Source organism: Corynebacterium sp. TAE3-ERU12 (assembly GCF_019209905.1).
Classification (GTDB): Bacteria; Actinomycetota; Actinomycetes; order Mycobacteriales; family Mycobacteriaceae; genus Corynebacterium.
On record NZ_JAHUTM010000001.1, the window covers coordinates 597,763 to 621,182 of the forward strand.

At 62.2% G+C, this 23,420-nt stretch carries 20 protein-coding genes; 12 read left to right on the plus strand and 8 right to left on the minus strand.

Annotated elements, in window-relative coordinates; all coding sequences use genetic code 11:
- Positions 1-10 precede the first annotated feature (10 nt).
- From KRX51_RS02680 to aroA, 3 genes are read right to left on the minus strand one after another with little or no spacing between them, the layout of a single operon-like run.
- Positions 11-1,387, minus strand: coding sequence for a chloride channel protein (locus tag KRX51_RS02680; protein ID WP_218361401.1), 1,377 nt, complete (start codon positions 1,385-1,387; stop codon positions 11-13).
- Positions 1,374-2,381: a ribosome small subunit-dependent GTPase A gene (rsgA, locus tag KRX51_RS02685; RefSeq protein WP_218362242.1), complete on the minus strand. Its 1,008-nt coding sequence runs from the start codon at positions 2,379-2,381 to the stop codon at positions 1,374-1,376. Before rsgA ends, KRX51_RS02680 begins: the two co-directional genes overlap by 14 nt.
- A complete protein-coding gene (aroA, locus tag KRX51_RS02690; protein WP_218361402.1) occupies positions 2,374-3,720 on the minus strand; it encodes a 3-phosphoshikimate 1-carboxyvinyltransferase in 1,347 nt (448 codons plus the stop codon). Before aroA ends, rsgA begins: the two co-directional genes overlap by 8 nt.
- A 51-nt stretch (positions 3,721-3,771) precedes the next feature.
- On the opposite strand from aroA, the gene KRX51_RS02695 reads away from it, so the two are divergent.
- Genes KRX51_RS02695 through KRX51_RS02705 form a run of 3 tightly spaced genes read left to right on the plus strand, consistent with a single transcriptional unit; the run spans position 3,772 to position 5,465 of the window.
- Positions 3,772-4,482: an SOS response-associated peptidase gene (locus tag KRX51_RS02695; RefSeq protein WP_218361403.1), complete on the plus strand. Its 711-nt coding sequence runs from the start codon at positions 3,772-3,774 to the stop codon at positions 4,480-4,482.
- 42 nt (positions 4,483-4,524) lie between these two features.
- Complete coding sequence (locus KRX51_RS02700) at positions 4,525-5,193, plus strand: sigma-70 family RNA polymerase sigma factor (protein ID WP_218361404.1); 669 nt, start codon at positions 4,525-4,527, stop codon at positions 5,191-5,193.
- A gap of 5 nt (positions 5,194-5,198) precedes the next feature.
- Positions 5,199-5,465 carry a mycothiol system anti-sigma-R factor gene (locus KRX51_RS02705; RefSeq protein ID WP_218361405.1) on the plus strand — a complete coding sequence of 89 codons (267 nt, stop codon included), beginning with the start codon at positions 5,199-5,201 and terminating at the stop codon, positions 5,463-5,465.
- A gap of 79 nt (positions 5,466-5,544) precedes the next feature.
- Here KRX51_RS02705 and KRX51_RS10300 read toward each other — a convergent pair whose 3' ends face one another.
- The 3 genes from KRX51_RS10300 to KRX51_RS02715 all read right to left on the minus strand — a co-directional run bounded on the left by KRX51_RS10300 (position 5,545) and on the right by KRX51_RS02715 (position 7,442).
- Entirely contained in the window at positions 5,545-5,622 is a 78-nt protein-coding gene (locus KRX51_RS10300) for a 50S ribosomal protein bL37 (protein ID WP_370625045.1), read from the minus strand.
- A 49-nt stretch (positions 5,623-5,671) separates the two neighbouring features.
- The gene (locus KRX51_RS02710) at positions 5,672-5,935 is read right to left on the minus strand and encodes a WhiB family transcriptional regulator (protein WP_218361406.1); all 264 of its coding nucleotides are present in this window, start codon (positions 5,933-5,935) and stop codon (positions 5,672-5,674) included.
- Between the two features lie 448 nt (positions 5,936-6,383).
- Positions 6,384-7,442 (minus strand): diacylglycerol kinase family protein, encoded by a 1,059-nt coding sequence (locus KRX51_RS02715; protein WP_218361407.1) that lies wholly within the window; start codon positions 7,440-7,442, stop codon positions 6,384-6,386.
- 36 nt (positions 7,443-7,478) lie between these two features.
- Here KRX51_RS02715 and KRX51_RS02720 point away from each other — a divergent pair, with 36 nt between their 5' ends.
- On the plus strand, positions 7,479-7,898 hold the full coding sequence (locus KRX51_RS02720) for a hypothetical protein (protein ID WP_370624992.1): 420 nt from the start codon (positions 7,479-7,481) through the stop codon (positions 7,896-7,898).
- Here the strand turns inward: KRX51_RS02720 and KRX51_RS02725 are convergent.
- Positions 7,895-9,067 (minus strand): hypothetical protein, encoded by a 1,173-nt coding sequence (locus KRX51_RS02725; protein WP_218361408.1) that lies wholly within the window; start codon positions 9,065-9,067, stop codon positions 7,895-7,897. The two genes, KRX51_RS02720 and KRX51_RS02725, sit on opposite strands and share 4 nt — an antisense overlap.
- On the minus strand, positions 9,064-10,407 hold the full coding sequence (locus tag KRX51_RS02730; protein WP_218361409.1) for a DEAD/DEAH box helicase: 1,344 nt from the start codon (positions 10,405-10,407) through the stop codon (positions 9,064-9,066). Before KRX51_RS02730 ends, KRX51_RS02725 begins: the two co-directional genes overlap by 4 nt.
- Before the next feature lie 89 nt (positions 10,408-10,496).
- Between KRX51_RS02730 and KRX51_RS02735 the strand changes: the two genes are divergently transcribed.
- From KRX51_RS02735 to KRX51_RS02770, 8 genes are all read left to right on the plus strand, one after another.
- Positions 10,497-10,721 carry a DUF3107 domain-containing protein gene (locus tag KRX51_RS02735; RefSeq protein WP_218361410.1) on the plus strand — a complete coding sequence of 75 codons (225 nt, stop codon included), beginning with the start codon at positions 10,497-10,499 and terminating at the stop codon, positions 10,719-10,721.
- Positions 10,722-10,753: 32 nt separating this feature from the next.
- Positions 10,754-11,785 carry a DUF3152 domain-containing protein gene (locus KRX51_RS02740; RefSeq protein ID WP_218361411.1) on the plus strand — a complete coding sequence of 344 codons (1,032 nt, stop codon included), beginning with the start codon at positions 10,754-10,756 and terminating at the stop codon, positions 11,783-11,785.
- Positions 11,786-12,204: 419 nt separating this feature from the next.
- Positions 12,205-12,621: a hypothetical protein gene (locus KRX51_RS02745; protein ID WP_218361412.1), complete on the plus strand. Its 417-nt coding sequence runs from the start codon at positions 12,205-12,207 to the stop codon at positions 12,619-12,621.
- A 178-nt stretch (positions 12,622-12,799) separates the two neighbouring features.
- Positions 12,800-13,666, plus strand: coding sequence for a TIGR02569 family protein (locus KRX51_RS02750; protein WP_218361413.1), 867 nt, complete (start codon positions 12,800-12,802; stop codon positions 13,664-13,666).
- A gap of 81 nt (positions 13,667-13,747) precedes the next feature.
- Positions 13,748-16,945, plus strand: a complete 3,198-nt coding sequence (locus KRX51_RS02755) for an ATP-dependent DNA helicase (RefSeq protein ID WP_218361414.1) — start codon at positions 13,748-13,750, stop codon at positions 16,943-16,945.
- The gene (locus KRX51_RS02760; protein WP_218361415.1) at positions 16,942-20,229 is read left to right on the plus strand and encodes a UvrD-helicase domain-containing protein; all 3,288 of its coding nucleotides are present in this window, start codon (positions 16,942-16,944) and stop codon (positions 20,227-20,229) included. Before KRX51_RS02755 ends, KRX51_RS02760 begins: the two co-directional genes overlap by 4 nt.
- The gene (locus KRX51_RS02765; protein ID WP_370624994.1) at positions 20,213-21,298 is read left to right on the plus strand and encodes a TrkA family potassium uptake protein; all 1,086 of its coding nucleotides are present in this window, start codon (positions 20,213-20,215) and stop codon (positions 21,296-21,298) included. Before KRX51_RS02760 ends, KRX51_RS02765 begins: the two co-directional genes overlap by 17 nt.
- The gene (locus tag KRX51_RS02770; protein WP_218361417.1) at positions 21,285-23,354 is read left to right on the plus strand and encodes an ATP-dependent DNA helicase UvrD2; all 2,070 of its coding nucleotides are present in this window, start codon (positions 21,285-21,287) and stop codon (positions 23,352-23,354) included. Before KRX51_RS02765 ends, KRX51_RS02770 begins: the two co-directional genes overlap by 14 nt.
- Positions 23,355-23,420 lie beyond the last annotated feature (66 nt).

The window sequence follows — 23,420 nt, forward strand, 5'->3', positions numbered from 1 at the left end:
CGCTGGCTGCCTAGTCCTTCGATATCGGCCGGGACCCGCCGGGCTGGGGCGCATCATCAGTGTCTGGCTGCTCCTGCTCGGCGCCGGTCTTGCGGTTCCACGGCAGTGTGACCTGGTCGAATTTGCCGTGGTTGATGAACTCGGCGGTCAGCGCCGCAGTCGCCGCGGCGAGGAATAGAGCAAGGTAGGCCGATGATGGTTGCCCGGTGAATTCGACGGTCACGATCAGCGCAAACAGGGGAGCGGCCATCGCAGTTGAGAGGAACGCGGCGGCGCCCATCAGCGCAAAGTCCGTCGGCGGCACATTGGGGAACAGTGGCTGCGCGAGAACGCCGAGCAGGTAGCCGGCCATGGAGCCGACTGCGAAACCTGGGGTGAGCAGGCCACCTACGGCGCCTGAGCGCAGGGTGAAAATCACGGCGAGCAGTTTGGCCAGCATGAGAATGCCGATAATTGTCCAGGCCGGGTTGTCCTCGAGGACCTGGGTAGCAGCATTGCGGCCATTGCCGAGTACTTCGGGCACCCACATGCCGATCAGGCCCACGAACATGAACGCCAGGGGCAGCTGCCACAGCACCCCAGCTCCACGAGGGGCGGCGTCTTGTGCCTGCGCGGTCACCCGTCGGAAAAGCACGCCACTAGCGCCCAGCAGCACGCCGACGAAGATGGCCCCGGAGAGGTTGCCGAAGCCTTCGGTCAGACTGATCGTGGAGTACAGCGGTTGCGTGCCGACGATGATGCCGGAGGTCACCGTCGCAATAGCGGAGCACGCGAGCACCACCATCACGGCGCGCACGGTGATGGTGGTGAGCAGGATTTCCAGCGCGAATACGGCCCCGGCTAGTGGGATGTGGTAAATCGCGCCCAGGCCAGCGCCGGCGGCCGCAGCGACGAGGACTTTGGTGGTCTCGGAGTTCAGCGCCAGCTTGTGCGAGATACCGCTGGCAAACATCGCACCTAGCTCACGTGGGGCGTTCTCACGGCCCACAGAGGCACCAGCGGCGACCGTCGCCATCTGTAAGAAGGCGTTGGCGGTGGTTTCCACGACGGGCATCCGGGTGCCCTTCATGCCATCTTCGACTGATTCGATGGGGCGGCCGAAGCGGCGCACCGCGTACCAGGCTGGGGCTGCGATAAGACCCGCGATGGTGATGCCGATGAACCGCTGTAGGGGTTCGGTGCCTTCGGTGACGACTTTGAGTTCGCCTTCGTGTTGGCCGTAGACGAAGCCTTCGATGATGTGCAGGACCCATACCAGGCCTGCGGCAGCAAGGCCGGTGAGCACACCGACGATGAAAGTGATGATGCATAGCCGCACCAGCGCGGATAGGTCCAGTCCGGAATGCCGTTGGCGCTGTGCTGCGCGGTCCTGTTTAGTCTCGGTCAATGTCTAACTCCCAACCATCTTTGGTGGATACCGCGCTGATGAGTTCGCGCACCGCTAAGGCACGGCGGCCAGGGGTGCCGTCAAGGGTGTCGAGAGCGCATTCGGGGTCGGCTGGGGGGCCGAGGTGAGTACATCCGCGCGGGCAGGCGGTTAAGTGTTCTTCCAGGTCAGGGAAGGCGGACAGTACTGTCTCTGGGGTGATGTGGGCCAGCCCGAAGGAGCGGATACCGGGGGTGTCGATAATCCAACCGTCGTTGTGGGCAAGGGCCACAGTCTGGGTGGAGGTGTGGCGGCCTTTGCCGACTCCGCTGACAACCCCGGTTGCGCGGTCCGCGTCGGGCACCAGTCGGTTTACCAGTGTGGATTTGCCGACCCCAGAATGCCCGATGAGTGCGGTGATCGTGCCCCGGGTGACATCGAGTACCGGGTCGAGAGGATCGTCGACACCGCAGACGATGACGGGGACGTCCAAGTCGGTGAATTCGGCGGCGAATTCGGACGGGTCGGCCAGGTCAGATTTGGTCAGGCACAACACCGGGTCCACTCCGCCGGCGTAGGCGGCGATGAGAGCGCGTTCGACGAAACCGGTCCGCGGCGGCGGGTCGGCCACGGCACACACGATGAGTAGTTTTTCGGCATTGGCGACGACGATGCGCTCATAGGGGTCGGTGTCGTCGGCGGTGCGGCGCAGCACTGAGCAACGCTTATCCAGACGCACAATCCGCGCCAGGGTGCCTTCTTTGCCGGAGGTATCGCCAACAACGCCGACGCGGTCGCCGACGACAATGGCGACCCGGCCGAGTTCGCGGGCCCGCATGCAGGTCACCACAGTGCCGTCGTCGAGGTGGACGCCCCAACGGCCGCGGTCTTTGGTGATCACCATGCCGGAGACCGCGTCGTCATGGCTGGGTCGATCCTTCGTCCGCGGGCGCGAGCCGCGTCGGCGGCGGAATTTTGCGTCCGATTCGTCCCATTCGCTGCGCCGTCTACTCAGGGTCGGTCACCTCCCCTGCGGCTGAACAGTTCAGCATCTCAGCCCAGCGGATTTCGAAGCCGGGGAGGGTTTTAGCGGTGGTGGCGATGTCTTGTACCTGCACCATCGGCACTTTCAGGCCAATGATGGCGCCGGCAGTGGCCATGCGGTGGTCGGCGTAGGAACGCCAATGCCCGCCGTGGAGGTCTGCTGGGGTGATGGCAATGCCGTCTTCGAGCTCTTCGGCCGCGCCGCCTAGTCGATTGATCTCGCGCACAAGTGCTGCCAGTCGGTTGGTTTCGTGGCCGCGTAGGTGGGCGATGCCGGTCAGCCGGGACGGTGTGGCCGCCAGGGCACACATAGCGGCCACGGTGGGGGCGATTTCGCCGATATCGCCCATATCGAGCTCGATACCCTGCAGGGTGTCGGGGCCGGTGACGACGAGGTCGCGGCGTTGCCCGTGCTTGCGGATCTGGGTGGTGCACCCCATTGCGGTGAGGATGCGCCGGATGGAGTCGCCCGGTTGGGTGGTGTGTTCAGGCCAGTCGGGGATGGTGACCTGCCCGCCAGTTACTGCGGCGGCCGCTAAAAACGGTGCGGCATTAGACAGGTCAGGTTCGATATGCCATTCGCGGCCCCGGATTTCTTGGTGTGCGATATGGAATTCTCCGCGACGGGGTTCGTCGATGACCACACCGGCTTCGCGCAGCATCTCCAGGGTCATATCAATATGCGGGCGGGAGGGCACATTGCCGGACTGCATGAGGTGCAATCCGCGACTGTAGCTGGCCCCGGCCAGAAGTAGCCCAGAGATGAATTGGGAGGAGGCGGAAGCATCGACGGTGACGGTGCCGCCCAGGTCGGCCCCGGCGTGCACGGTAAACGGTAGGCGGTCACCGTCGACATTGGCGCCGAGTTCACGCAATGCGTCGAGGACGGCTCCCATGGGGCGCACCCGGGCTTCTTCATCACCATCGAAGAAGACCTCGCCGGTGGCGGTAGCGGCCACGGGAGGTACGAAGCGCATCACGGTGCCGGCGAGGCCACAGTGGACGGTGCCTCCGTGCATCTGGCGGGGTTCGACGCGAATGGCGCGGTCGGCGGTGCCAGTGGAATCGGAGCTGTCGTGGATGACTGTGCCCAGGCTGCGCAGTGCCGACATCATCAGGTCGGTGTCGCGGGAGCGTAAGGCTCCGTGGATCGTCGAGTTCGTTGACGATAGGGCGGCGATAATGAGAGCCCGGTTGGTGATCGATTTCGATCCGGGGACCGTCACAGTGGCCGTGACCGGGCCGTCCGCGGTGGGCGCGGACCAGTACTCGTCTGTACGGGGATGATTCACGCCCCCATTGTTCCCCATCGGGGGAGCTTTCGTGATGCCTTGGGTGCTTTTTGGGCCACCATGGACTGTATGTGTGGACGTTTTGTTTCTTTTACCGTCGGTGCGGACCTCGCTGAGTGCGCGCGGGTCGTGCCTGGTATCGCCGATATTGAGGTTCGTGCACAAGCCCCGGCCCGGTTTAACGTCGCCCCGACTGAGCCGGCACAGGTTTTGCTGCCGTGGGCTGGCCAGTCCCCGGTAGCGGTGGCGGAGTCATTATCGGCCACCAAAGACGCGGCGCGCTCTACCGCGTTAATCGGTGCCCGGTGGGGGTTGGTTCCTTCCTGGGCGAAGCAGTTGCCGACGTCGACGCTGTTCAATGCCCGCGGTGAGACAGTTGCTGAGAAGCCGTCGTTTCGCTCGGCCTATCGCCGGCAGCGGTGTTTGGTGCCTGTCGATGGGTGGTATGAGTGGCGCGATAAGCAGCCGTATTTCGTGTCCCCTAAGGACGGGGTGGTGTTTTTAGCTGGCCTGTGGGAGCCCTGGTGGCAGGGGTACTCGTGCACGATTATCACCACCGATGCGGTGGGGGAGTTGGCGTGGTTGCATCACCGGATGCCGCGGGTATTGCCGCCGGAGGAATGCGCCACCTGGCTCTATGGCACCACTGCCGATGTCGATGAGCTGCGTCGTCCTGTCTCGGCTGCGGCAGTTGCTGATTTTTCGATCCGGGCGGTCAGCAGGGCCGTCGGCAATGCCAGTGCGCAGGGCCCGGAGTTGCTGGAGGGGCCTGCCGAGTAGGGATTGGGTACCGGGGGTGGTGGCGTCGTTAGACTGCTGACTATGACCGATGCGAAGACCGGAGCGGATAATGGGGATGTCCCTGCCGTTGTGGCTGAGCTGACCGATGAGCAGCGCGCAGCCCGGTTTGAGGAGCAGGCGATGCCATTGCTGGATCAGCTCTATGGCGCTGCGCTGCGGATGACGCGGAACCCGTCGGATGCTGAGGATTTGGTCCAAGAGACCTATATCAAGGCTTTTCAGGGTTTTCATTCGTTCAAGCCGGGTACGAACTTGAAGGCGTGGATGTATCGCATCCTCACCAACGCCTATATCAATGATTACCGCAAGGCTCAGCGTCGTCCTGCTGAATTCGCCACCGATGACATCACGGACCACCAGATCGCCCAGACGGCCTCGCATTTGTCGACGGGGCTGCGCTCAGCTGAGGTGGAGGCTTTGGAGTCGCTTCCCGACGATGAGATCCGCCAGGCCTTGGAGGCATTGCCGGAGGAGAATCGGATGGTGGTGTACTACGCCGATGTGGAGGGGCTTCCGTATAAGGAGATCGCTGAGATTATGGGTACCCCGATTGGCACTGTGATGTCTCGGCTGCATCGGGGAAGAAAAAAGCTGCGCGAGTCGTTGACAGGAGTGGCCCAGGAGCGCGGTTTTATCCGTGCTGCGGGTGATTCCGACGGGCCCGGCGCTGACACCGTGGAAGGGCAGTGAGGCAGATGACTGATTCATCCCAGCACCACGATTGCGCTGAGCTGCGCGCTCGTCTGATGGCTTTGCTGGAATGCGAGTGCACCGCTGAGGTGGCTCGCGAGGTTGAGCGCATCACCCAGCAATGCCCGGAGTGTTTGGCGACCTTTGAGCAAGACGCAGTTTTGCAGCGGTTATTGCAGCGGTGTTGTACAGCGCAAGCTCCCGACGGCCTGCGGTCGCGGATTAGCCGCAGGATTCGGGTGACGTATGTGCGTACTGAATATCGCTGGTAACTAGCTGAAAAACGCTACTGGCCTGAGCATCCGTGGTGGATGTTCAGGCCAGTAGCGTTTCTGCCAAAAAGGGCAGTGTTTAGGCGCCGTTGGGGCGCTTGCCGTGGTTGGCGCTCTTCTTACGACGGTCCTTACGCTTACGTCCGCGCTTGCTCATATGAGTCTCCTGGAGTTGTTGGGGAGGTTATCCGTTGAGTACTACAAGCTTAGACGGTAGTGCGGGTGCGGCGGGTACGGCCACGGTTGCGGCGGCGCTTCAGGGCGCGACGCTCGTCCTCGCTCATGCCGCCCCAGACTCCGGCGTCCTGGCCGGTTTCCAGAGCCCATGCCAGGCACTGGGTGGTGACAGGGCAGCGGTTGCAGACAACCTTGGCCTTGGCGATCTGGGCCAGGGCCGGGCCGGAGTTGCCGACCGGGAAAAATAGTTCGGGGTCTTCTTCGCGACAGACTGCTTTGTGGCGCCAATCCATAGGTAATACTCCTTGAAAATCACTGGGTGGGTAATCCCGGCAAGCTTCGGTCGCGGGTATTACCGCGGCGCGTGGGCCGGTGTGCGGGAAAGCCGGCACCGCCGGACTGGCGTGTCGAGCAGGGTGCGGGGCTTTCGGAATTCTCTGTGCAAGAGTGCGACGTGATGTGTTCCTCTTGCGGACCTTTAGAAGAGTGGCACGCAAAACCGGCGTTGTGAAGAGTTAGTGACCAAATTGTGTTTAAGCTCACATTTAGTTAAACGCTGGGTTACAACCCCAGGTAAGCGCCTTAACGACGAGAAGCAAATTAAAGATTAAGTTACGATAGCCTAAGTTTGGCGCAGATGGGGGTAATAAATGAGGGGGCCTTCAGGGATCCTGATTTGCCTTTTGAGTTCACACTTCCCAACCCGAGCCACACCACCCACAGCGTCGCCCGGTGGGGTACTCAACACGAAGAATCGAGCCCAACCACAGACCGCAAGCGCCGTGTTACCGGCACCCACCACGGATTCTTTGCCTCAGTAGCAGCGAAATCTCGCTGCGCCGGCGGAGCCACCATCCGAATACACCGCGGCACCGCCTCCACCTCAATCCGGCGACGCTTACCGATAGCTTCACCGTCGACCTGGAAGTGCAATTCCCGCTCAGATTCAAGGACCACACTGGAGGCATTATCAGTGGCAACAGAACACTTTTTGCTGTTCAGCGGGTCCCACGAGCGGGGCCCGCCCGCCAACCGCACCAGCGCGGCGATACCGCGCACACTGCCAATCGTGGTCAACCCCCACACCCCAAGTCCCCCATCGAGAGTGGTGTGCGGATTGGTGACAACCGGCAGCGCATCAACAAAAGTCCACGGATTCGAGTTGGACACCACCGCCATAGCCAGTCCCTCGCCAATGACCTCACCGTCGGCACGGCACGAAAGCTGAGGAGGGTTACCCCGCAACTGCCGCCAGGTCTGCAGCACAGTGACCCCGTAGTGCGCCGGATTAGCGGTTACCCCCTTTTCGCGCAGCGTATCCATATTGTGAATGACCTCAGCGTCCATTCCCAACCCCGCGTTCACAATGAACCAGGTGGAATCAGCCCGGCCCGCAGAGATCGTGCGAGTAGCTTCCTCAGCTAATAGGTGCGCAACCAACCGCGCCGCAGCACCACTGTCCCGGGGGATACCCAAGGCACCGGCAAGCACATTGGCGCTTCCCGACGGAATGACCGCCACCGCCGGCAGATCCTCACAATCGGGGCGTTCGCTTGTCGGGCCCGAACCCAATAGGCCACTGACGACCTCATTGACAGTGCCGTCACCACCCATAGCGATCACAACGTCGTAGTCAGCACGAGAAAGACCACGGCACATATCAGTGGCATGCCCGGCATAGGCGGTGTGCTTGGACAGCAACTGCAAGCCGGGCACCGCAAGCAGCGGCGGCACCACATAGCGCATGGTCTCATCAGAGATAGACGTTGAGTTTGGATTGGAAATCAGTAAGGCTCGCACGCGTGCCACTCTACGGTGCAGATATGATTGGGCGGCGTGAGCACCGCCAGCAAAACCACTGCCCCCATGGCCGCCCCGCGTTCTGTCATCATCGCCGCGTGGATCGCCGTCGTCGAGTGCGTGATTGGCATCGGCTACGGCATCTTCCTCGGCATCCGTGATGTGGAAGGCTACGAAGACGAACTCGCCGTGATCTCCGGATGGGGAACCGGCTTGTGGTTCATCATCATCTTCGGCGCCGTACTCGTCGGCGCTATCTCGCTGCTACGCGACCGACGCTGGGGCCGCGGGCCGATCGTGATGCTCAATATCTGCCTGCTCGGTGTGGCCTACTACATGTTCACCTCACAGGCCCTTGTACTCGCCGCCATCACCGGCCTGACAGCACTGGCCGTACTGGCATGCGTGTTCAGCCCAAAGGCCGTGGACTGGGCCGCAGAAAACTACGGCCGTTAAAGCCCAACAAGCCCAACGACGCTGCCGTCACGCCACTCGATAATCGCCGAGCCCACCACCCGCAGGTCCACCCGGGTGGTTTCTGCCGGACGCGGCACAGCAATTGTGCGCTCAACAGTGCCATCCCAGTTCACCACCGCAATACCGCCTGCTACCGGCACCAACACCTGCTCATCCCACACATCCCCGGTACCAATGGCCGGGGTGCGCAGCTGCTCCTGCAAATCCGGCTGTCGCAGCCCGACGAGCTCAGAACCGGTAAACCACAGCGTATGGCCCTGCGTGGCAACCTGATCCGCACGACGGGAAGGCCCCGGCTGCACATCGGCGGCGCGAATATCGAAACCACCGATCCGTAAACCATTCGGCCGGTGCACACTCACCACGCCGTCGTGGTACACCGCAACCGCATCCTTGGCCACAGCAACAAGGCGGGCCGGGCCAGTCACCGAGAACTCGCCATCCATTTCCGGCTTCCGCGAATCCTCCGGCTCAGTAGTCTGCACCCCCACCCGGGTTGCCCCATCAGGGCAGTTCGCCACCACCGCCAGCGTGTACTCACGCGTGAGCGCATCACCAATGGTGCACTCCGGCCACGGCTGGAAATTCGCCTCCTGGGGAGCCGGGTTCTCCCCGAACTCGACAGTGCGCACCAAATCACCGCGCCACAACTCAGCGCGCTGATGCGACCACACCCCCGACCGCTGCGCCGAGGACAGCGGAGCAACCTCAGCAGGCCCAATAGAGCGCCTAGTGGCGTAATAGCTGCCATCACTGGAATTCAACGAGGCAACCTCGCCACAACCAGCAGGGCCATCGAACACCACCACTGACCGGTTCTCCGACTGCATGGCCGCACATAAATCAATATCGCGGTGATAACTCCACACCGTCTCCCCGGTATACGGGTGCACCCCGCGCACGCCATCAACGTCGGAAAGCAACACAGTGCTCGAACCACGCGACGGGGCGGCTAGACCCGCGTCATCGCTTACCCACGCCTCACGCACCCCAGCCGGGGGCTCCCCACGGGCAACCGATACCGCCACCGCAGGTTCAGCCGCGACCACATGATCCACATGGCGCGCCGGAGCGCCCCACCACGTGATGCCAATAATGCCCAGGGTGGTAGCGGCAACACCGGCCGCAATGAGCCAATCACGACTCATCGGCGACGGCCGCCACCATTTCGCGAACCCCCAGAACGATGCCCACCACGGCCACCCCGGCCAGCGTGGCCGCCATGACTACCGGGACGATCCTTCGGGCGGGCACCAAGCACCGGGCGCGCCGGGCCGACACTTTCGCCGGCGGACTCGGGAATATCCAGAGCGTCAAGGAACTCCGGCGAGCTAGAGAACCACTGCGGCGGCTCACCGATCTCCAGCCCCAGGGTGTCATTAATCATCATCCAGCGCGGCACTTCATCCCAGCCCACCAGAGTCACCGCAGTACCGGAATGACCAGCGCGGCCAGTACGACCAATCCGGTGCACATAGGTCATCTCATCCTCAGGCACCTGGTAATTGACCACATGGCTGACATCATCGATATCGATACCGCGGGCGGCGACGTCGGTAGCCACCAACACGTCCACATCCCCGGAACGGAACGCCTTCAACGACTTCTCACGCGCCGGCTGGCCCATATCGCCGTGCACCGCAGTCGCGGCGAAACCACGCTCACCAAGCTGCTCGGCAACAGCAGCCGTGGAGCGTTTCGTGCGTGCAAAAATAATGGTGCGGCCACGGCCATTGGCCTGCAAAATGCGGGCAAGCACCGGCACCTTATCCATCCGGTGCGCCTGGAAGACCACCTGCCGGGTGGTCTCATGCACAGTGGCCTCAGAATCCCCGGACTCGGCGCGAATATGCACCGGGCGATTCATGAAAGTACGCGCCAGGGTGAGGATGGGGCCAGGCATCGTCGCGGAGAACAACATTGTCTGCCGCTCATCGGGGACCGCACGCAGAATCTTCTCAATATCCGGCAAAAAGCCCAGGTCCAGCATTTCGTCGGCTTCATCCAACACCAGCACCGCAACCTGGGACAGATCCATATCGCCGCGCTGGTGCAAATCAATAAGACGCCCCGGCGTGCCGACGACGATATCGACGCCCTTGCGCAAAGCCTCAATCTGCTCCTCATAGGGGCGACCGCCGTAAATGACCACAGTGTCCAGGCCGACTTCCTTGGCCACTGGCGCCAAATCATGTTCAACCTGGTGGGCGAGCTCACGGGTGGGCACCACGACGAGACCACGCGGAATGCCATTGGGTTCAGGCACGCGGGCGTCATCGAAGATGCGGTCCAACATTGGCACCCCGAAACCGTAGGTCTTACCCATACCGGTACGGGCTTGGCCGATGATGTCGGTGCCATCGAGCGCCAACGGCAGCGTCAATTCCTGAATGGCAAAAGTCCGAGTAATCCCGCGGTCGTGTAGAGCGTCGCAGATTTCTGCGGCCACCCCGAGGGAAGCAAAAGTGGGGCCCGGCTCAGGTGCCACGGAGGTCTCCTTTACTGAGTTGCGGCTTGTAATGCATATCCTAACCCGCAGCTCACCAATGGTCGGATTGGGTGGTTATAGTTGCCGCCATGGATATCACTTTCGGTTTCGTCAATGTCCCTCGCGAGCTCACCGTCACCGGCGTCCGGGATGGCGAGGAAGCCCGGGAGCGGATCAACTCCGCCCTGACGTCGGGCACCGGTGTCATTGAGCTCACCGACAACACGGATCGCCGCCACCTCGTGCGCGTCGAACACATCGCATACGTACAGTTCGGCCCGGCTGCTGCCCGCAAGGTCGGCTTCGTCTCCTAAACACCGCACACCACGGTTGCCCCACACCAGCAATGAACCCACCACGCCGACCGGAACCGCGCCGCAACCCCCGCCGGGACCCACGCGACCCACGCCTGCAGCGGGACCCGCGGGAACAGCGGGAACCGCGCGGGCCCCGGCAGCCGCGTGTGCCTGGGCAACCGCGCCAACGTCGGCAAGCACCGCCGCCGCACCACGCAGAACCCACAGCAGTGCGCATTGCCCGCACACTGGGCTGGCGGGCCTACGTCATCCCGGTGCTGGTTGTGGCCACCGCCTGGGTGGTCACCGACGTGATTCGTGGCACTGGAGACAACCCCCAGCCCGCCGGGGAGCACAGCGTAGTGGATACCGGCCTGCCCGGGGCCATCCCGACAGGCAATTACGACCAGGCACTTGAGCTAGGGCAGTTGCCGCCCGGACCGCCGGTGCCGGAAAACGGAACCGGCGCGTTCACCACCGTCGGAACCGCAGGAGCCTCGGCGGGGCAGGGCACAGCCACCACTTTCCGATACGCCATCCAGATTGAGGATGGCATTGATGCCGCCACAGTCGGCGGCGCGGACGCTTTTGCCCGGATGATCGATGCGACGCTGACTGACCCGCGTGGTTGGACGAGTAATGAACGCTTCGCCGTGACACACGTCAACCCTGATGACAACCCGGACACCATTTTCCGCCTGACCACGGTCAATACCGTGCACAAGCGGTGTGGCAACAAAATCAAAGTGGAAACTAGCTGCCGCATCCAGCCCACCGACGATGAACCTGGCCAGGTGTTGCTCAATATCGCCCGGTGGGTGCGTGGGGCCCAACCATTTGCTGGGGACCTTGGCGCCTACCGGCAGTATCTGATTAACCATGAGGCCGGTCACGCATTGGGCTATGCCAAACACGAGGCCTGCCCCTCCGATGGGGCCCTTGCCCCGGTAATGATGCAGCAAACGATGAGCCTAAATAACTCCGAATTGCATCAGCTCGCCCCCGATGAGGTCTACCCCGACGATGGGGCGACCTGCCGGCCCAATGCGTGGCCCTATCCGCATGGTGGCCCCAGCAACTAGGCCTGGGCCGGTAAGTTTGGTGCCATGACTTAAGCTACCGCCCCCGCATGTGCTCGAGGCATTCGGCGCCTACGGCGGGCTATAGCATCGTCAGGCGAAGGTGTAGCCGGAACAATCCAGCGGCCTCTTAATTCGCTTATCAGTGGGATAAGAGGTGTGTAGTTTTACACTTCCGGTTGGCACATATAACTGGAGTGGGATTCTCGATAGTCCGAATTCTGGTCAAGCTGGAGGCGCTTGCCGGGTGGCGGATCGGGCTGTGTGATTCAAACTCTGTTTAGCTGGGACGAAAATCTTTCTCCGCCCCCCTTGTGGGGGGCTCTACTTGTGTGATAGATAAGTGCTAGGAAGTTTTGGATCTGCAATGAATCTAGCTATCCTTATTTTACCAATGCCTAATTAAGAAGGGAAATGGAGATATGAATCAAAAATTTAGGAAGTCAAGAGACGTTTACTTAGCGTTTGCTGTGGTTGCCGGTTTTATTTATTTCGCCATGCTTTTAGCTTTTGGTGTGATGACTAACAAGTTGGGTTTTAGTGCTGATGGTTTAGTTTGGGTAATGGCGTTATTTTCATTTGTGAACTTAGTGCTTCTTTGGTTTGCTTTTCCAGATTTCGGTAATGATTCTAGAGTTGGTGAAGATAGGTATTTTGAAGGTGTTCTAAGTGTGTCGATTGGTCTGGTTATCCTTTTCGTCCTGCGGGGTGTAGAAGGTGACGAATTGGATGTTAGTGAAAATTTGATTATATTGGTGTTTTCGTTGATTACGATTAACGCCACGCAGCACCTTGCGGTCGCTTTACTGAAAAAAGTTCAGAGTGTCCAAGGCGAGTAGGGCATGCCCAGCTAGTTAGAATTTGTGGAAGGTAAATATGTCGATTCTTCCTTTACCTAACGCTGCACGTTCTCGTCATATGGTCTACCCCGACGATGGGGCGACCTGCCGGCCCAATGCGTGGCCCTATCCGCATGGTGGCCCCAGCAACTAGACCTAGGCCGGTAAGTTTGGTGCCATGACTCAGCTACCGCCCCCGCATGTGCTCGAGGCATTCGGCGCCTACGGCAACCCCGAACCCGCTGGCCCCGCATGGGATGACGGCTACCAGTACGGAAATATCGTTGTTTCCCGCGTAGCTGATTCCCAGCGTGCGGCCTGGTCGGCGAAGGTTCGTGAGGTCCTCGCCGCCGACGGGGTCAGTGTTGCCCGCCCGGTACGCACCACTGATGGCCGCCACGTTCTTGGTGGGTGGCAGGCCCGGCATTTCGCCCCCGGCGCTCCGGCTTTGCGCGCTGATGAACTGATTGTGGCCAGCAGCAGGCTCGAAGATGCCCTCTCCGGCCTTGCCCGGCCCCGGTTCTTGGCCCGCAGCCCGGAGGATGTTTTCGGTGTGTGCGACCGCGCAGCGTGGGTGAATGACCCGGCTGCTGAACTGGAGAAAGTCCTCGATGTGAGTACTGTGCCCAGCGCGGATGCCGCGGATGCGTTGGCTGCTGCCGCTGAGCTGACGCGGTTGCGTCGAGATTTCGACGCTGAGGAACATATTTGCCATGCCGACCCTCTGGCGACCACCATTTTCGATGGTGCGAATGTGCCCGTGGTGACTGATTTGGTGCCTTGTTGGCACCCGGCGGGTTATACCCCGGCGTTGGCTGCAGTTGATGCGTTGATCTTCGGTGGTGCCGATGAGGGCTTGTTGCGCCGTTTTACCCATATTCCGCACTGGCACCAGCAGGTGTTGCGCGCGATGCTGTATCGACTTTTTATTCACGCTGTGCATCCCGACGCGGCCCTGACGAACTGGCGGGGGTTGTCGCGGGCGGCGGAGCTGGTCAAGGCGGCGTGTGCTGAGCAGGTGCGTGCCGAGGGTGACGCGAACTGATCTGATTTCGTGTTGCTTCGGTGTTTGCGCTGTTCAGGCGGGGTTAGTTAGTAATGTCCAGGCGTATGAAACTATGGCGCCATGAGCGAATCCGGGACGCGTAATACGCCGCGAGTGCGACTGGTTGAACCCAGTCCTGCTGCTTCGCGCTCGTGGGATGGTGCTGTCGGCGCCTTATTCCCAGGTGATGCGCGTTTGCCGGTTACTGGTGCGCCGTGGACTGTTCTGGGCGGGCCCGGCACAGGTAAATCTGCGCTGCTGGTGGATCTGGCGGTGGCTTATATCAATGCTGGGGTGCCTGCCGACGAGATTCTCGTAGTTGCCCCTGCTAAGGATGCGGCAGCACGCCTGCGTGCTGATATCGCTGCCCGGCTCGTACGCGATAACGCGGGTAAGGCTCCGGCGGTGCGTGCGGTGCACTCGCATGCGTTTGCCGTGGTACGCGCTGCCCGGGTGTTGCGTGGTGAGACTGAACCACAACTGATGCCGGGTGCGCGCCAGGATGCGTGGGTCCGCACGTTGCTCGCCGGTGAGGAAGAAGACGGCGGTGACGTGTGGCCGGAGCGGCTGCGCCCGGCGCTGGGCATGGTGGGCTTTGCGCGCCAGGTTCGCGACATCATGCTGCGCGCCCAGGAACGCGGCATAAGCGCAGATGGTTTGGTGCGGCTGGGGCAGCAGCATTCGGTGCCGGAATGGGTTGCCGTCGGCCAGTTTATGCAGCGCTATGCCCAGGCAGTGCGCCTGCTGGGCTCAGAAGATGTCAATGCTGCCGAACTCACCGGTGCAGCTATTGCTGAGCTTGATGCCGACGATGATGTGGCCGAGCAGTTCCGCCACCGAGTTCTGCTGGTTGACGATGGGCAGCAGTACGACCCGCAGGCAGGGCGTTTTATTGACCGCTTGGCCCACCCCAATGGCACCACCATCATCACTGGTGATGCTGACCAGGCGGTGCTGGGCTTCCGTGGCGCCACCACGGAGTTCCTCAATTCGCATATCACCGCCGACCGCAGCATTGAACTGCGCAAATCTTTCCGCTGCCCGCCGCCGGTGGCGTATGCGGGTAACGCCATTGCCCAGCAGCTACCAGGAACTGGGCATCGCCATGGGCTGCGCGGTCGTGATGAGCGCAGTGCAGACCAGGCCATCGCCCCGCGCGTCGATATCGCGGTATTTGATACCGGCACCGGGGAAAATAATGCGATTGCGAATGCGTTGCGTCGCGCGCATGCGACCGACGGGGTGCCGTGGAGCGAGATGGCGGTGTTGTTGCGCGCCGGGGCCACTGAGTCATCCCTGCACCGCACCCTGGCCCGGGCGGGAGTGCCAGTACATATCGACCCCACCGATATTGTGCTGCGCGAACAACGCATGGTCGCCGCATTAATGCTGGCTATGCGGGCGTTGACCGGTGCGCTGACTGAGGCCCAGTGGGAGGAATTGCTCATGGGGCCACTAGGTGAGGCCGACCCGATTACCTTGACCCGGTTGCGTCGTGGTGTGCGTCGGCACGCCCCGGAGCAACGGGCTATGGACCGGATTGTGGAACTTCTGGCTAGCGCTGAGCTCACCGAGTCTGATGAGAAGCTACTGGCCAGCCTTGGGCCGCGTGAGCGGCTGGTGCTGGAGCGGCCGTTGCAGGTACTGCAGGCGGGCCGGGCAGCTATTCCCCAGGGCGTGGAGATGGTGCTGTGGGCCATGTGGGAAAAATCCGGGTTGGATGACCATCTTGTCGCTGAGTCTTTGCGCGGCGGTGCTTCGGGCGCGGCGGCCGACCGGGACCTTGATGCTGTCTTGACGCTCTTTGATTTCGCCGGTGACCTCATCGAAGACCTGCCAAATATGGGGCTTGATGCCTTCATTGCCGCGGTTTCAGAACAGGAGTTGCCTACGGGGGTGCGCGACCGACGCGGTGCCACACGGGAGGCGGTATCGGTACTGTCCGCACACGCCGCAGCGGGGCGGAGTTTCCAGGTGGTTGTCGTGGCCGGGGTGCAGGAGGACACCTGGCCGACAACCTCGCGCACCGGCTCGATCGTGCGCCAGCAGGAACTTATCGATCTCGTTGATAAGGGCATTGTGCCGGGCACATTGGTGTCCCAGATCGCTGATCGTGTGGCTGAAGAGCGTCGCCTGTTCTACCTGGCGATTACTCGCGCCTCGCAAAGGGTGCTGGTCACGGCCGTCAATTCACCAGATGAGGAGGGGGAACCATCCCGCTTCATCACGGAATTAGCCGCAGCCATCGATACCGACACCTCTTCCACAGGCAGCGAACCAGCACCGCTCGACTCCGATGATGAGATCGTCCTGCCTGAGCCCCCACCGGCACAACGCATGCCACGTCTGCTTTCTGAGACAGCACTGACCGCAGAATTACGTGCAGCGCTGGTGGGTTCCACCCCGGCATTGCGCAGACGCGCAGCCACCCAGCTTGCACGTCTCGCCGCCGACGGGGTGCCCGGTGCCCGGCCGGAGCAGTGGTGGGGAATGGCCCCGGTGAGCACCGATGAGCCAGTGCATACCGGCCCAGTGCGGCTGGGTCCGTCTCGATTCGGCGATATTCTCGATTGCCCGCTGAAGGCTTTGCTGCAGCCCAACGCGCATGGGCTCGCCTTGTCAATGGGTAGCGTTTTTCACCGGGTGGCCCAGGCCCTCGATGAGGGCGTAGGCCTGGCAGAGGCTGCTGAGGAGCTCCGCGATGTCATTCACCGCCTGGTTGATGAACCCCCGTGGGCGGTGCAGAACACCGAAAATGAGTGGTGCACGGCATTACAGACCTGGGCTGATTGGTCTGCTGCTGCCGACGTGGTGGGCACTGAAGTCCGCGTCGACGTGCCGATTACTGAGGACGTGGTGATTGCGGGACGAATTGACCGGCTGCATAAGGACGACGAGGGCTACACCATCGTCGACATCAAAACCGGAAAACACCCGGTGCCGATCAAAGGCGAACACGGTGTGGAGAACAATCCGCAGCTGGGTGCCTACCAACTAGCGCTGCATTATGGCCAACTCAGCGGGCGTGGTGTGGTCAGCGGTTCTGGGATGCCGGTCCGGGCTGCGCAGCTGGTGTACCCGCGGCAGGCGACCTCTGCTGGCCAGCCGACGGTGCGCAGCCAAACCCAGCTCACACCTGATGGGGTGCAGCAGTGGCGTGCCCGTGCGGTCCAGGTGGCGGCGGATTCGCGGGGCCCGACAGCATTAGCTACCCCGGGACCGCAGTGCGCGACCTGCCCGGTACGGCGGGCTTGCCCAGCACAGGAGGCACAACTATGAGCCAGTTCAGCCCCACTGACCTTGCCCGACTATTGCGCCAACACACTCCCACTGCCCAGCAGGCCGCGGTCATTGGTGCCCCACCTGGGCCGATGCTCGTGGTGGCTGGCGCCGGTGCCGGCAAAACCGAGACGATGGCCGCCCGGGTGGTGTGGCTTGTCGCCAATGGGCACGTGCGTCCCGATGAGGTGCTCGGCCTGACCTTCACCCGCAAGGCCGCTCGGGAACTCGGGCAGCGCATCCGCAAACGGTTATTGCAGTTGGCGCATTCGAAGGCTTTCCTCGCCGCCGCCGATGACAGCGTCAAGGAGGCCTTGCAGTCCATTGCGCCGCAGGTGGCCACCTATGACGCCTATGCCGGTGATTTGGTCAGCAATTATGGGTTGCTGCTGCCCACGGAGCCGCAAGCCGATGTGCTCGACAGCGCAACGTTGTGGCAACTGGCCAATAATGTGGTGCGCGAGCAGCGTCATATTGCAACTGAGGCGACAATCGACACGCTCACGAAGAAGCTCATTGAGCTCTCTGGCGGCATTGAGGCCCAGTTGGCCGATATCGACTCGGTGCGCGCTGCCACTAAGGCATTTATCGCCAATATTGAAAGCACCCCGGCTAAGCGTCAAAACGCACCCATGTCGCAGGAACTGCGGAAGATTGTGGCGGCGCAGAAGGACCGGTTGGCGCTGCTGTCTTTAGTCGATGAGCTCTACGGCACTATCGACGCGGAGGGAACGCGCACGTTTACCCGGCAGATGGCTCTTGCTGCCCGCCTGGCTGTCGAGATCCCTGAGGTCGGTGCCACTGAGCGGCAGTATCACCGGGTGGTGATGCTCGACGAGTACCAGGACACCTCGCACGCCCAGCGTTTGCTGTTGCGCGCGTTATACGCCGGGGCGCCGGTGACGGCTGTGGGGGACCCCATGCAGGCCATTTATGGCTGGCGGGGCGCCACTGCCGGCAACCTCACCCAATTCCCGGAGGATTTCCCCACCCAAGCAGGCCAGCCCGCGCCGACACTGCAGTTGACTACGTCGTGGCGCAACCCGCCTGAGGTGCTGGAGATGGCCAATGAGGTCGCAGACAGAGCATTTGCTGGCCGCACCCGCACCGTTGACCCGTTGCAGCCGCGGCCCAATGCTGAGGCCGGGTCTGTGGAGTTGGCACTGCATGCTGATATTGATGCCGAGCTGGATTGGCTCTCGGGTGTTTTGGCCGAGGAATACCAGCGGGCAACGCAGGCAGGGGAGGAGCTTTCCGCTGCGGTGTTGGTGCGCCGCAATAAGGACTGTGCCCCCATTGCGCAGGCCCTGGCTGCGGCGGGGGTGCCTTATGAGATCGTCGGCGTGGGCGGTTTGCTGGGTTTGCCCGAGATTATTGATGTGATCAGTTATCTGCAGGTGCTGGTGGACCCGGCACATAACGAGGCCATGCTGCGCATCCTTACTGGGCCGCGCTGGCGGCTGGGGGCGAAGGATATTGACACACTTAACCGTCGCGCTAAGCAGTTGACCAGCTACAGCACTGCTTTTATCGATCGCGCAGACCCCGAGGCGGAGCCGCTGCGCCGCCTCATCGATGATCTGGATGCCATTGCCCAGGAAGCCGATGAGCCAGCCGCCGGGTTGGGCCATGCTGTGGCTGACCCTGATTTTGCCGGTATGGACTACTCGGATAGCGGTGCTGCGCGCATTGCGGAGTTGGGTCGTTCGCTTCGGTCTTTGCGCCGCTGGTCGTTGCGTAAACCGTTGCCGGACATCATCGCCGATGTGGAAGAAGAATTCGGTATCCGGGTGCAGACCGCAACTGCTGATGAGTCCCGCACGGTCCATCTCGACCGGCTTGCCGACGTTGCGGCCGACTATTCCCGGCGCAAAGGCGGTGACCTGGCCGGGTTCTTAGGGTATTTGGAATTAGCGGAGGCCCATGACCGAGGACTTACTCCGGGCCAGGTTCGTGTTGCTGGCAACCGGGTAGAGATCCTGACGGTGCATAAAGCCAAGGGGCTGGAGTGGGACGTGGTGGCTGTGCCGCATGTGTGTGCTGCGGTGTACGACGCTCCGCGCCCGATGGCGTGGCCGACGGCGGCAGAATTGCTTCCCACCGAACTGGATGGCACTGCGCCGCTGGATGGGGCTCCTGAGTTGGATCTGTCCGAGGTGGAGTACCAAAGCGATATCACCAAGGCGGTGAAGGCGTACCGGGAGGAACTGAAAGATATTGAGCGCAGTGAATCGGACCGGTTGTTCTACGTGGCGGTGACGCGCTCGGCGCGGAAGCTTTTCGTCTCCGCCGCGCACCGTATTAACCGGGCTAAAAAAGCCCCCGATGGCCCATCAGAGCACCTTCTGGGCCTCTACCGGGCTTTCCCTGACGCTGCGAGTACGTGGGTTACTGAGGCCCCAGAAGACCCGCTGCCACAAACGCATGCCGACGGTGTGGTCTGGCCGCATGACCCAATTGCCGACACCCGCGATGAGCTCACCGAGGCTGCTGCAGAGGTGCGCGCAGCCATCGAAGGGCATACTGCCGAGCCGCTTGCTGGGGATATCTCCGCAGTCTGGGCCGATGACGTCACTCTGGTACTCGAGGAACGAGCCCGGCGCAGCAGCGATGTGATCGATGTGGCCGCACCGGTGCAGATGTCGACCTCCGAGGTCCAAGCCCAGTGTGATGACCCCCGTGGTTTCGCCCGGCGCAGGTTGCGGCCGGTGCCGCATAAACCTAGCCCGTATGCCCGGCGTGGTACTGCCTTCCATGCCTGGCTGGAGCACCGGATGGGGGCGACAGCGGTTATTGATGAAACCGAACTGGCAGAGATTGCCGGCATGGACGTCACTGATGAACGCACCCTGCAGCAGCTCAAGGAGGCTTTCCTGAACAGTCAGTGGGCCGACCGGGTCCCTGAGTACGTCGAGGTGCCCTTCGATATTGGTCTGGGTGGGCGGCGCATCATTGGGCGAATCGACGCGGTGTTCCGTATCGACGGCCAGTGGGTCATTGTTGACTGGAAGACTGGGCGCGCCCCCAGTGGTGCTGCTGCTCGTCGGGCTGCGCTGCAGTTGGCGATCTACCGGCAGGCGTGGGTGCAGGTGCGCGCTGATGCAGGCGAGTTTTTGGAGCCTGAGGATGTGCGCGCGGTATTCCACTACGTGGGCGAAGGACTCACCGTGGAGCCCGATGAGTTGCCCAGCACGATAGAGTTGGCGGCGACTGTGCGGATTTCTGCCGATGAGGTGGATCCTGCCGCAGGCGAAGGGAAGGAACACGGTGTCGGAACCGCTTAGCAACACGTTCGGAGTGGAGCGCGAGCTCGACGATCTTCCTGGCCACGCGCTGCTGGGGGTTATTTCCATCCCCGAGCCTGAACGTAAGGGACCGTGGCGGCTGATTGTGCGCCGACTGGGGTACGCGATGATCTTGCTGCTCGGCGCAGCATTGGTGGTCTATGTCGACAAATATGGCTACAGCGAACCACTGAGCTTCCTGGACTGCCTGTACTACTCGGCGGTATCGCTGTCGACTACTGGCTACGGTGACATCACCCCGGTCAGTGACCATGCCCGCATTATGAATATTTTGGTCATCACGCCACTGCGCGTGGTGTTCCTGGCCCTCTTGGTTGGTACGACGCTGTCTGTGCTGACCGAAGAGTCCCGCCGAACCCTGCAGATCCAGCGTTGGAGGAGAACCGTGCGCAATCACACCGTCGTCATTGGTTATGGCACCAAGGGCCGTTCGGCCATTGCCGCGATGTTGGGCGATGGTGTCGACCCGGACCAGATCGTTGTTGTCGACACCGACAAGGCAGTACTCGACCAGGCCTCCAACCGTGGCCTGGTGACAGTGCATGGCTCGGCGACGAAATCCGATGTGCTCAAACTTGCCGGTATTCAGCGCGCCCGCTCTGTTGTCGTCGCCCCCAATAAGGACGACACCGCGGTGTTGGTCACCTTGTCAGTACGTGAGCTGGCCCCCGGCGCTACCATCGTGGCCAGTGTGCGCGAGTCCGAAAACCGCCACCTGCTGGAGCAATCCGGCGCCGACCAGGTCGTGATCTCGTCCGAAACTGCCGGCCGGATGCTGGGTTTGGCGACAGTCACACCCACTGTGGTGGAGATGATGGAGGACCTGCTGTCCCCGAATGAGGGTTTCTCTGTTGCGGAGCGCCTCATCACCGAAGAAGAAATTGGCGCCAGCCCGCGGCACCTGGCAGATATTGTGCTCGGCGTGGTGCGTTCCGGTTCGCTCTACCGCATCGACTCGCCGGAATGTGAGTCGGTGGAGCCCGGTGACCGCCTGCTGTACGTGCGCCGCGTGCTCAGCGACGAAGTCGAAGCGGATGCCTCCCGCTAATCTCACCGGGCTGGACCCGGAGCAGCTCACTGCTGCGACGGCCCCGCTTGGCCCTGTGCGTATCCTCGCCGGTGCTGGTACCGGCAAGACCCGCACCATCACCCACCGCATCTACCACCTCATCGACCAGGGCTTTGTGGGGCAGAACAAGATCCTGGCGGTGACTTTTACCTCCCGGGCGGCAGGGGAGATGCGCGACCGGCTGGCCCGGATGGGAATCCCTGGGGTGCAGGCCCGCACGTTCCACTCCGCAGCTCTTCGGCAACTGCGCTACTTCTGGCCCCAGATCGCCGGCGACCTGCAGTGGAAACTGTTGGACAATAAATTCCCGGTCGTCGCCCGCGCCTCCCGGGCAGCTGGCATTGATGCCAGCAAAGAAACCGTGCGGGATGTGCTTGGCGAAATTGAGTGGGCCAAAGCCACCCTCGTCACACCCGATAACTACGCCGCCAAGGCCGCCGAACTGGGCCGGCCCGCACCGGTTGACGCCGATAAAATCGCCAAGGCCTACCGGGGCTATGAGGAGTTAAAAACCTCGCCGGAAGGCATGCTGCTCGACTTCGACGATCTGTTGCTGCACACCGCTGGGGCAATGGAAAACTCCCGGGCGGTGGCTGAGGAATTCCGCAACCAGTACCGCAGTTTTGTCGTCGATGAGTACCAGGACGTCACCCCACTCCAGCAGCGAGTACTCGACGCCTGGTTGGGGGAGCGCGATGACCTCACCGTCGTCGGTGACCCAAACCAGACGATCTACTCCTTCACCGGGGCTACCCCACGGTTCCTCATGGATTTTCCCAAGCGGTTCCCCAACGCCACCCAAGTACGCCTGGAACGCGACTACCGCTCCACCCCGCAGGTTGTTGAACTCGCCAACCTGGTGATCAGTAAAGCCTCCGGTGCGTTGGCGGGTTCGGGCCTGGAACTCTACGGCCAGCGCCCGGCTGGGCCAGAGCCGACCTTTACTGAGTACACCGATGAACCCACCGAAGCCCGGGTCGTCGCCAAACGCATTCGTCGGCTGTTGGACTCGGATGTACCAGCCAATGAGATCGCGATCCTCTACCGCGTCAACGCCCAGTCGGTGGTGTTTGAACAGGCCCTGTCGGAGGCCGGTATCCCTTACCAGGTTCGTGGCGGTGAAGGGTTCTACCAGCGACAAGAGATCCGTGATGCGATTGCGGCACTTATCCGCGTCGCCCGGCAACAGCAGGGAACCGAATCACCCCGAGGCGGCGAACTTGTTGTCGCTGTGCGCCAGGTCCTGCAGCCACTGGGGCTCACCGAGGAAGAACCCGAAGGTGCCAAAGCCCGCGAGCGGTGGCAATCTCTTGGCGCATTGGCGGATCTGTGCGAAGAGCTTGTGCACATCAACCCGGACCTCGACATCACGGGGCTGCTTGGGCAGTTGCGGACCCGCTCCGACGCCAAGCAGCCCCCGACGATCGCTGGGGTCACCCTGGCCAGCCTGCACGCGGCCAAAGGCCTGGAATGGGACGCGGTATTCCTCGTGGGCCTCACCGACGGCACCCTGCCCATCCAGCACGCCGTGCGTAAGGGCGATACCAGTGAGGACGTGGAGGAAGAACGCCGGCTTCTCTACGTCGGGATTACGCGCGCCCGTGAACACCTCGAGCTGTCCTGGGCACTGTCGCGGCAGGAAGGTGGCCGCACTAACCGAACCAGGTCCAGGTTCCTGAATGCGGGCACCGAACGCTATGGGCTGGCCCAGTCCGCGCCTACGAAGCGCAAGAAATCCACCTGCCGTAACTGTGGCGCCACGCTGAAGGGGAGCGCGGAGAAAATCATGGGCCGGTGTTCGTCCTGCCCGTCGACCGCTGACCCGGAATTGGTGGAGGCGTTGCGGCAGTGGCGTTTGGAGATGTCCAAGGAGATGTCCGTCCCGGCTTTTGTGGTGTTTTCTGATGCCACGTTGATTGCGATAGCTGAGGCGCAGCCGACGGACCTGGCAGCATTGCTGATGATTCCCGGTATTGGTGAGATTAAAGCCAACCGGTACGGCGAGTCGTTGCTGCAGTTATTGGCTTCGCGCTAAGTCCGGGTCGGGGACTCAGTGGATGCGGCAACCCCGGCGCAGGTGAATCGGGGTAACCTCGCGGTT

Coding starts and splice junctions, on each gene's coding strand:
- aroA (WP_218361402.1), bottom strand. CDS start 3,720: ATGGGGAACAATGGGGGCGTGAATCATCCCCGTACAGACGAGTACTGG.
- KRX51_RS02695 (WP_218361403.1), top strand. CDS start 3,772: ATGTGTGGACGTTTTGTTTCTTTTACCGTCGGTGCGGACCTCGCTGAG.
- KRX51_RS02700 (WP_218361404.1), top strand. CDS start 4,525: ATGACCGATGCGAAGACCGGAGCGGATAATGGGGATGTCCCTGCCGTT.
- KRX51_RS02705 (WP_218361405.1), top strand. CDS start 5,199: ATGACTGATTCATCCCAGCACCACGATTGCGCTGAGCTGCGCGCTCGT.
- KRX51_RS10300 (WP_370625045.1), bottom strand. CDS start 5,622: ATGAGCAAGCGCGGACGTAAGCGTAAGGACCGTCGTAAGAAGAGCGCC.
- KRX51_RS02710 (WP_218361406.1), bottom strand. CDS start 5,935: ATGGATTGGCGCCACAAAGCAGTCTGTCGCGAAGAAGACCCCGAACTA.
- KRX51_RS02725 (WP_218361408.1), bottom strand. CDS start 9,067: ATGAGTCGTGATTGGCTCATTGCGGCCGGTGTTGCCGCTACCACCCTG.
- KRX51_RS02735 (WP_218361410.1), top strand. CDS start 10,497: ATGGATATCACTTTCGGTTTCGTCAATGTCCCTCGCGAGCTCACCGTC.
- KRX51_RS02740 (WP_218361411.1), top strand. CDS start 10,754: ATGAACCCACCACGCCGACCGGAACCGCGCCGCAACCCCCGCCGGGAC.
- KRX51_RS02745 (WP_218361412.1), top strand. CDS start 12,205: ATGAATCAAAAATTTAGGAAGTCAAGAGACGTTTACTTAGCGTTTGCT.
- KRX51_RS02750 (WP_218361413.1), top strand. CDS start 12,800: ATGACTCAGCTACCGCCCCCGCATGTGCTCGAGGCATTCGGCGCCTAC.
- KRX51_RS02755 (WP_218361414.1), top strand. CDS start 13,748: ATGAGCGAATCCGGGACGCGTAATACGCCGCGAGTGCGACTGGTTGAA.
- KRX51_RS02760 (WP_218361415.1), top strand. CDS start 16,942: ATGAGCCAGTTCAGCCCCACTGACCTTGCCCGACTATTGCGCCAACAC.
- KRX51_RS02770 (WP_218361417.1), top strand. CDS start 21,285: ATGCCTCCCGCTAATCTCACCGGGCTGGACCCGGAGCAGCTCACTGCT.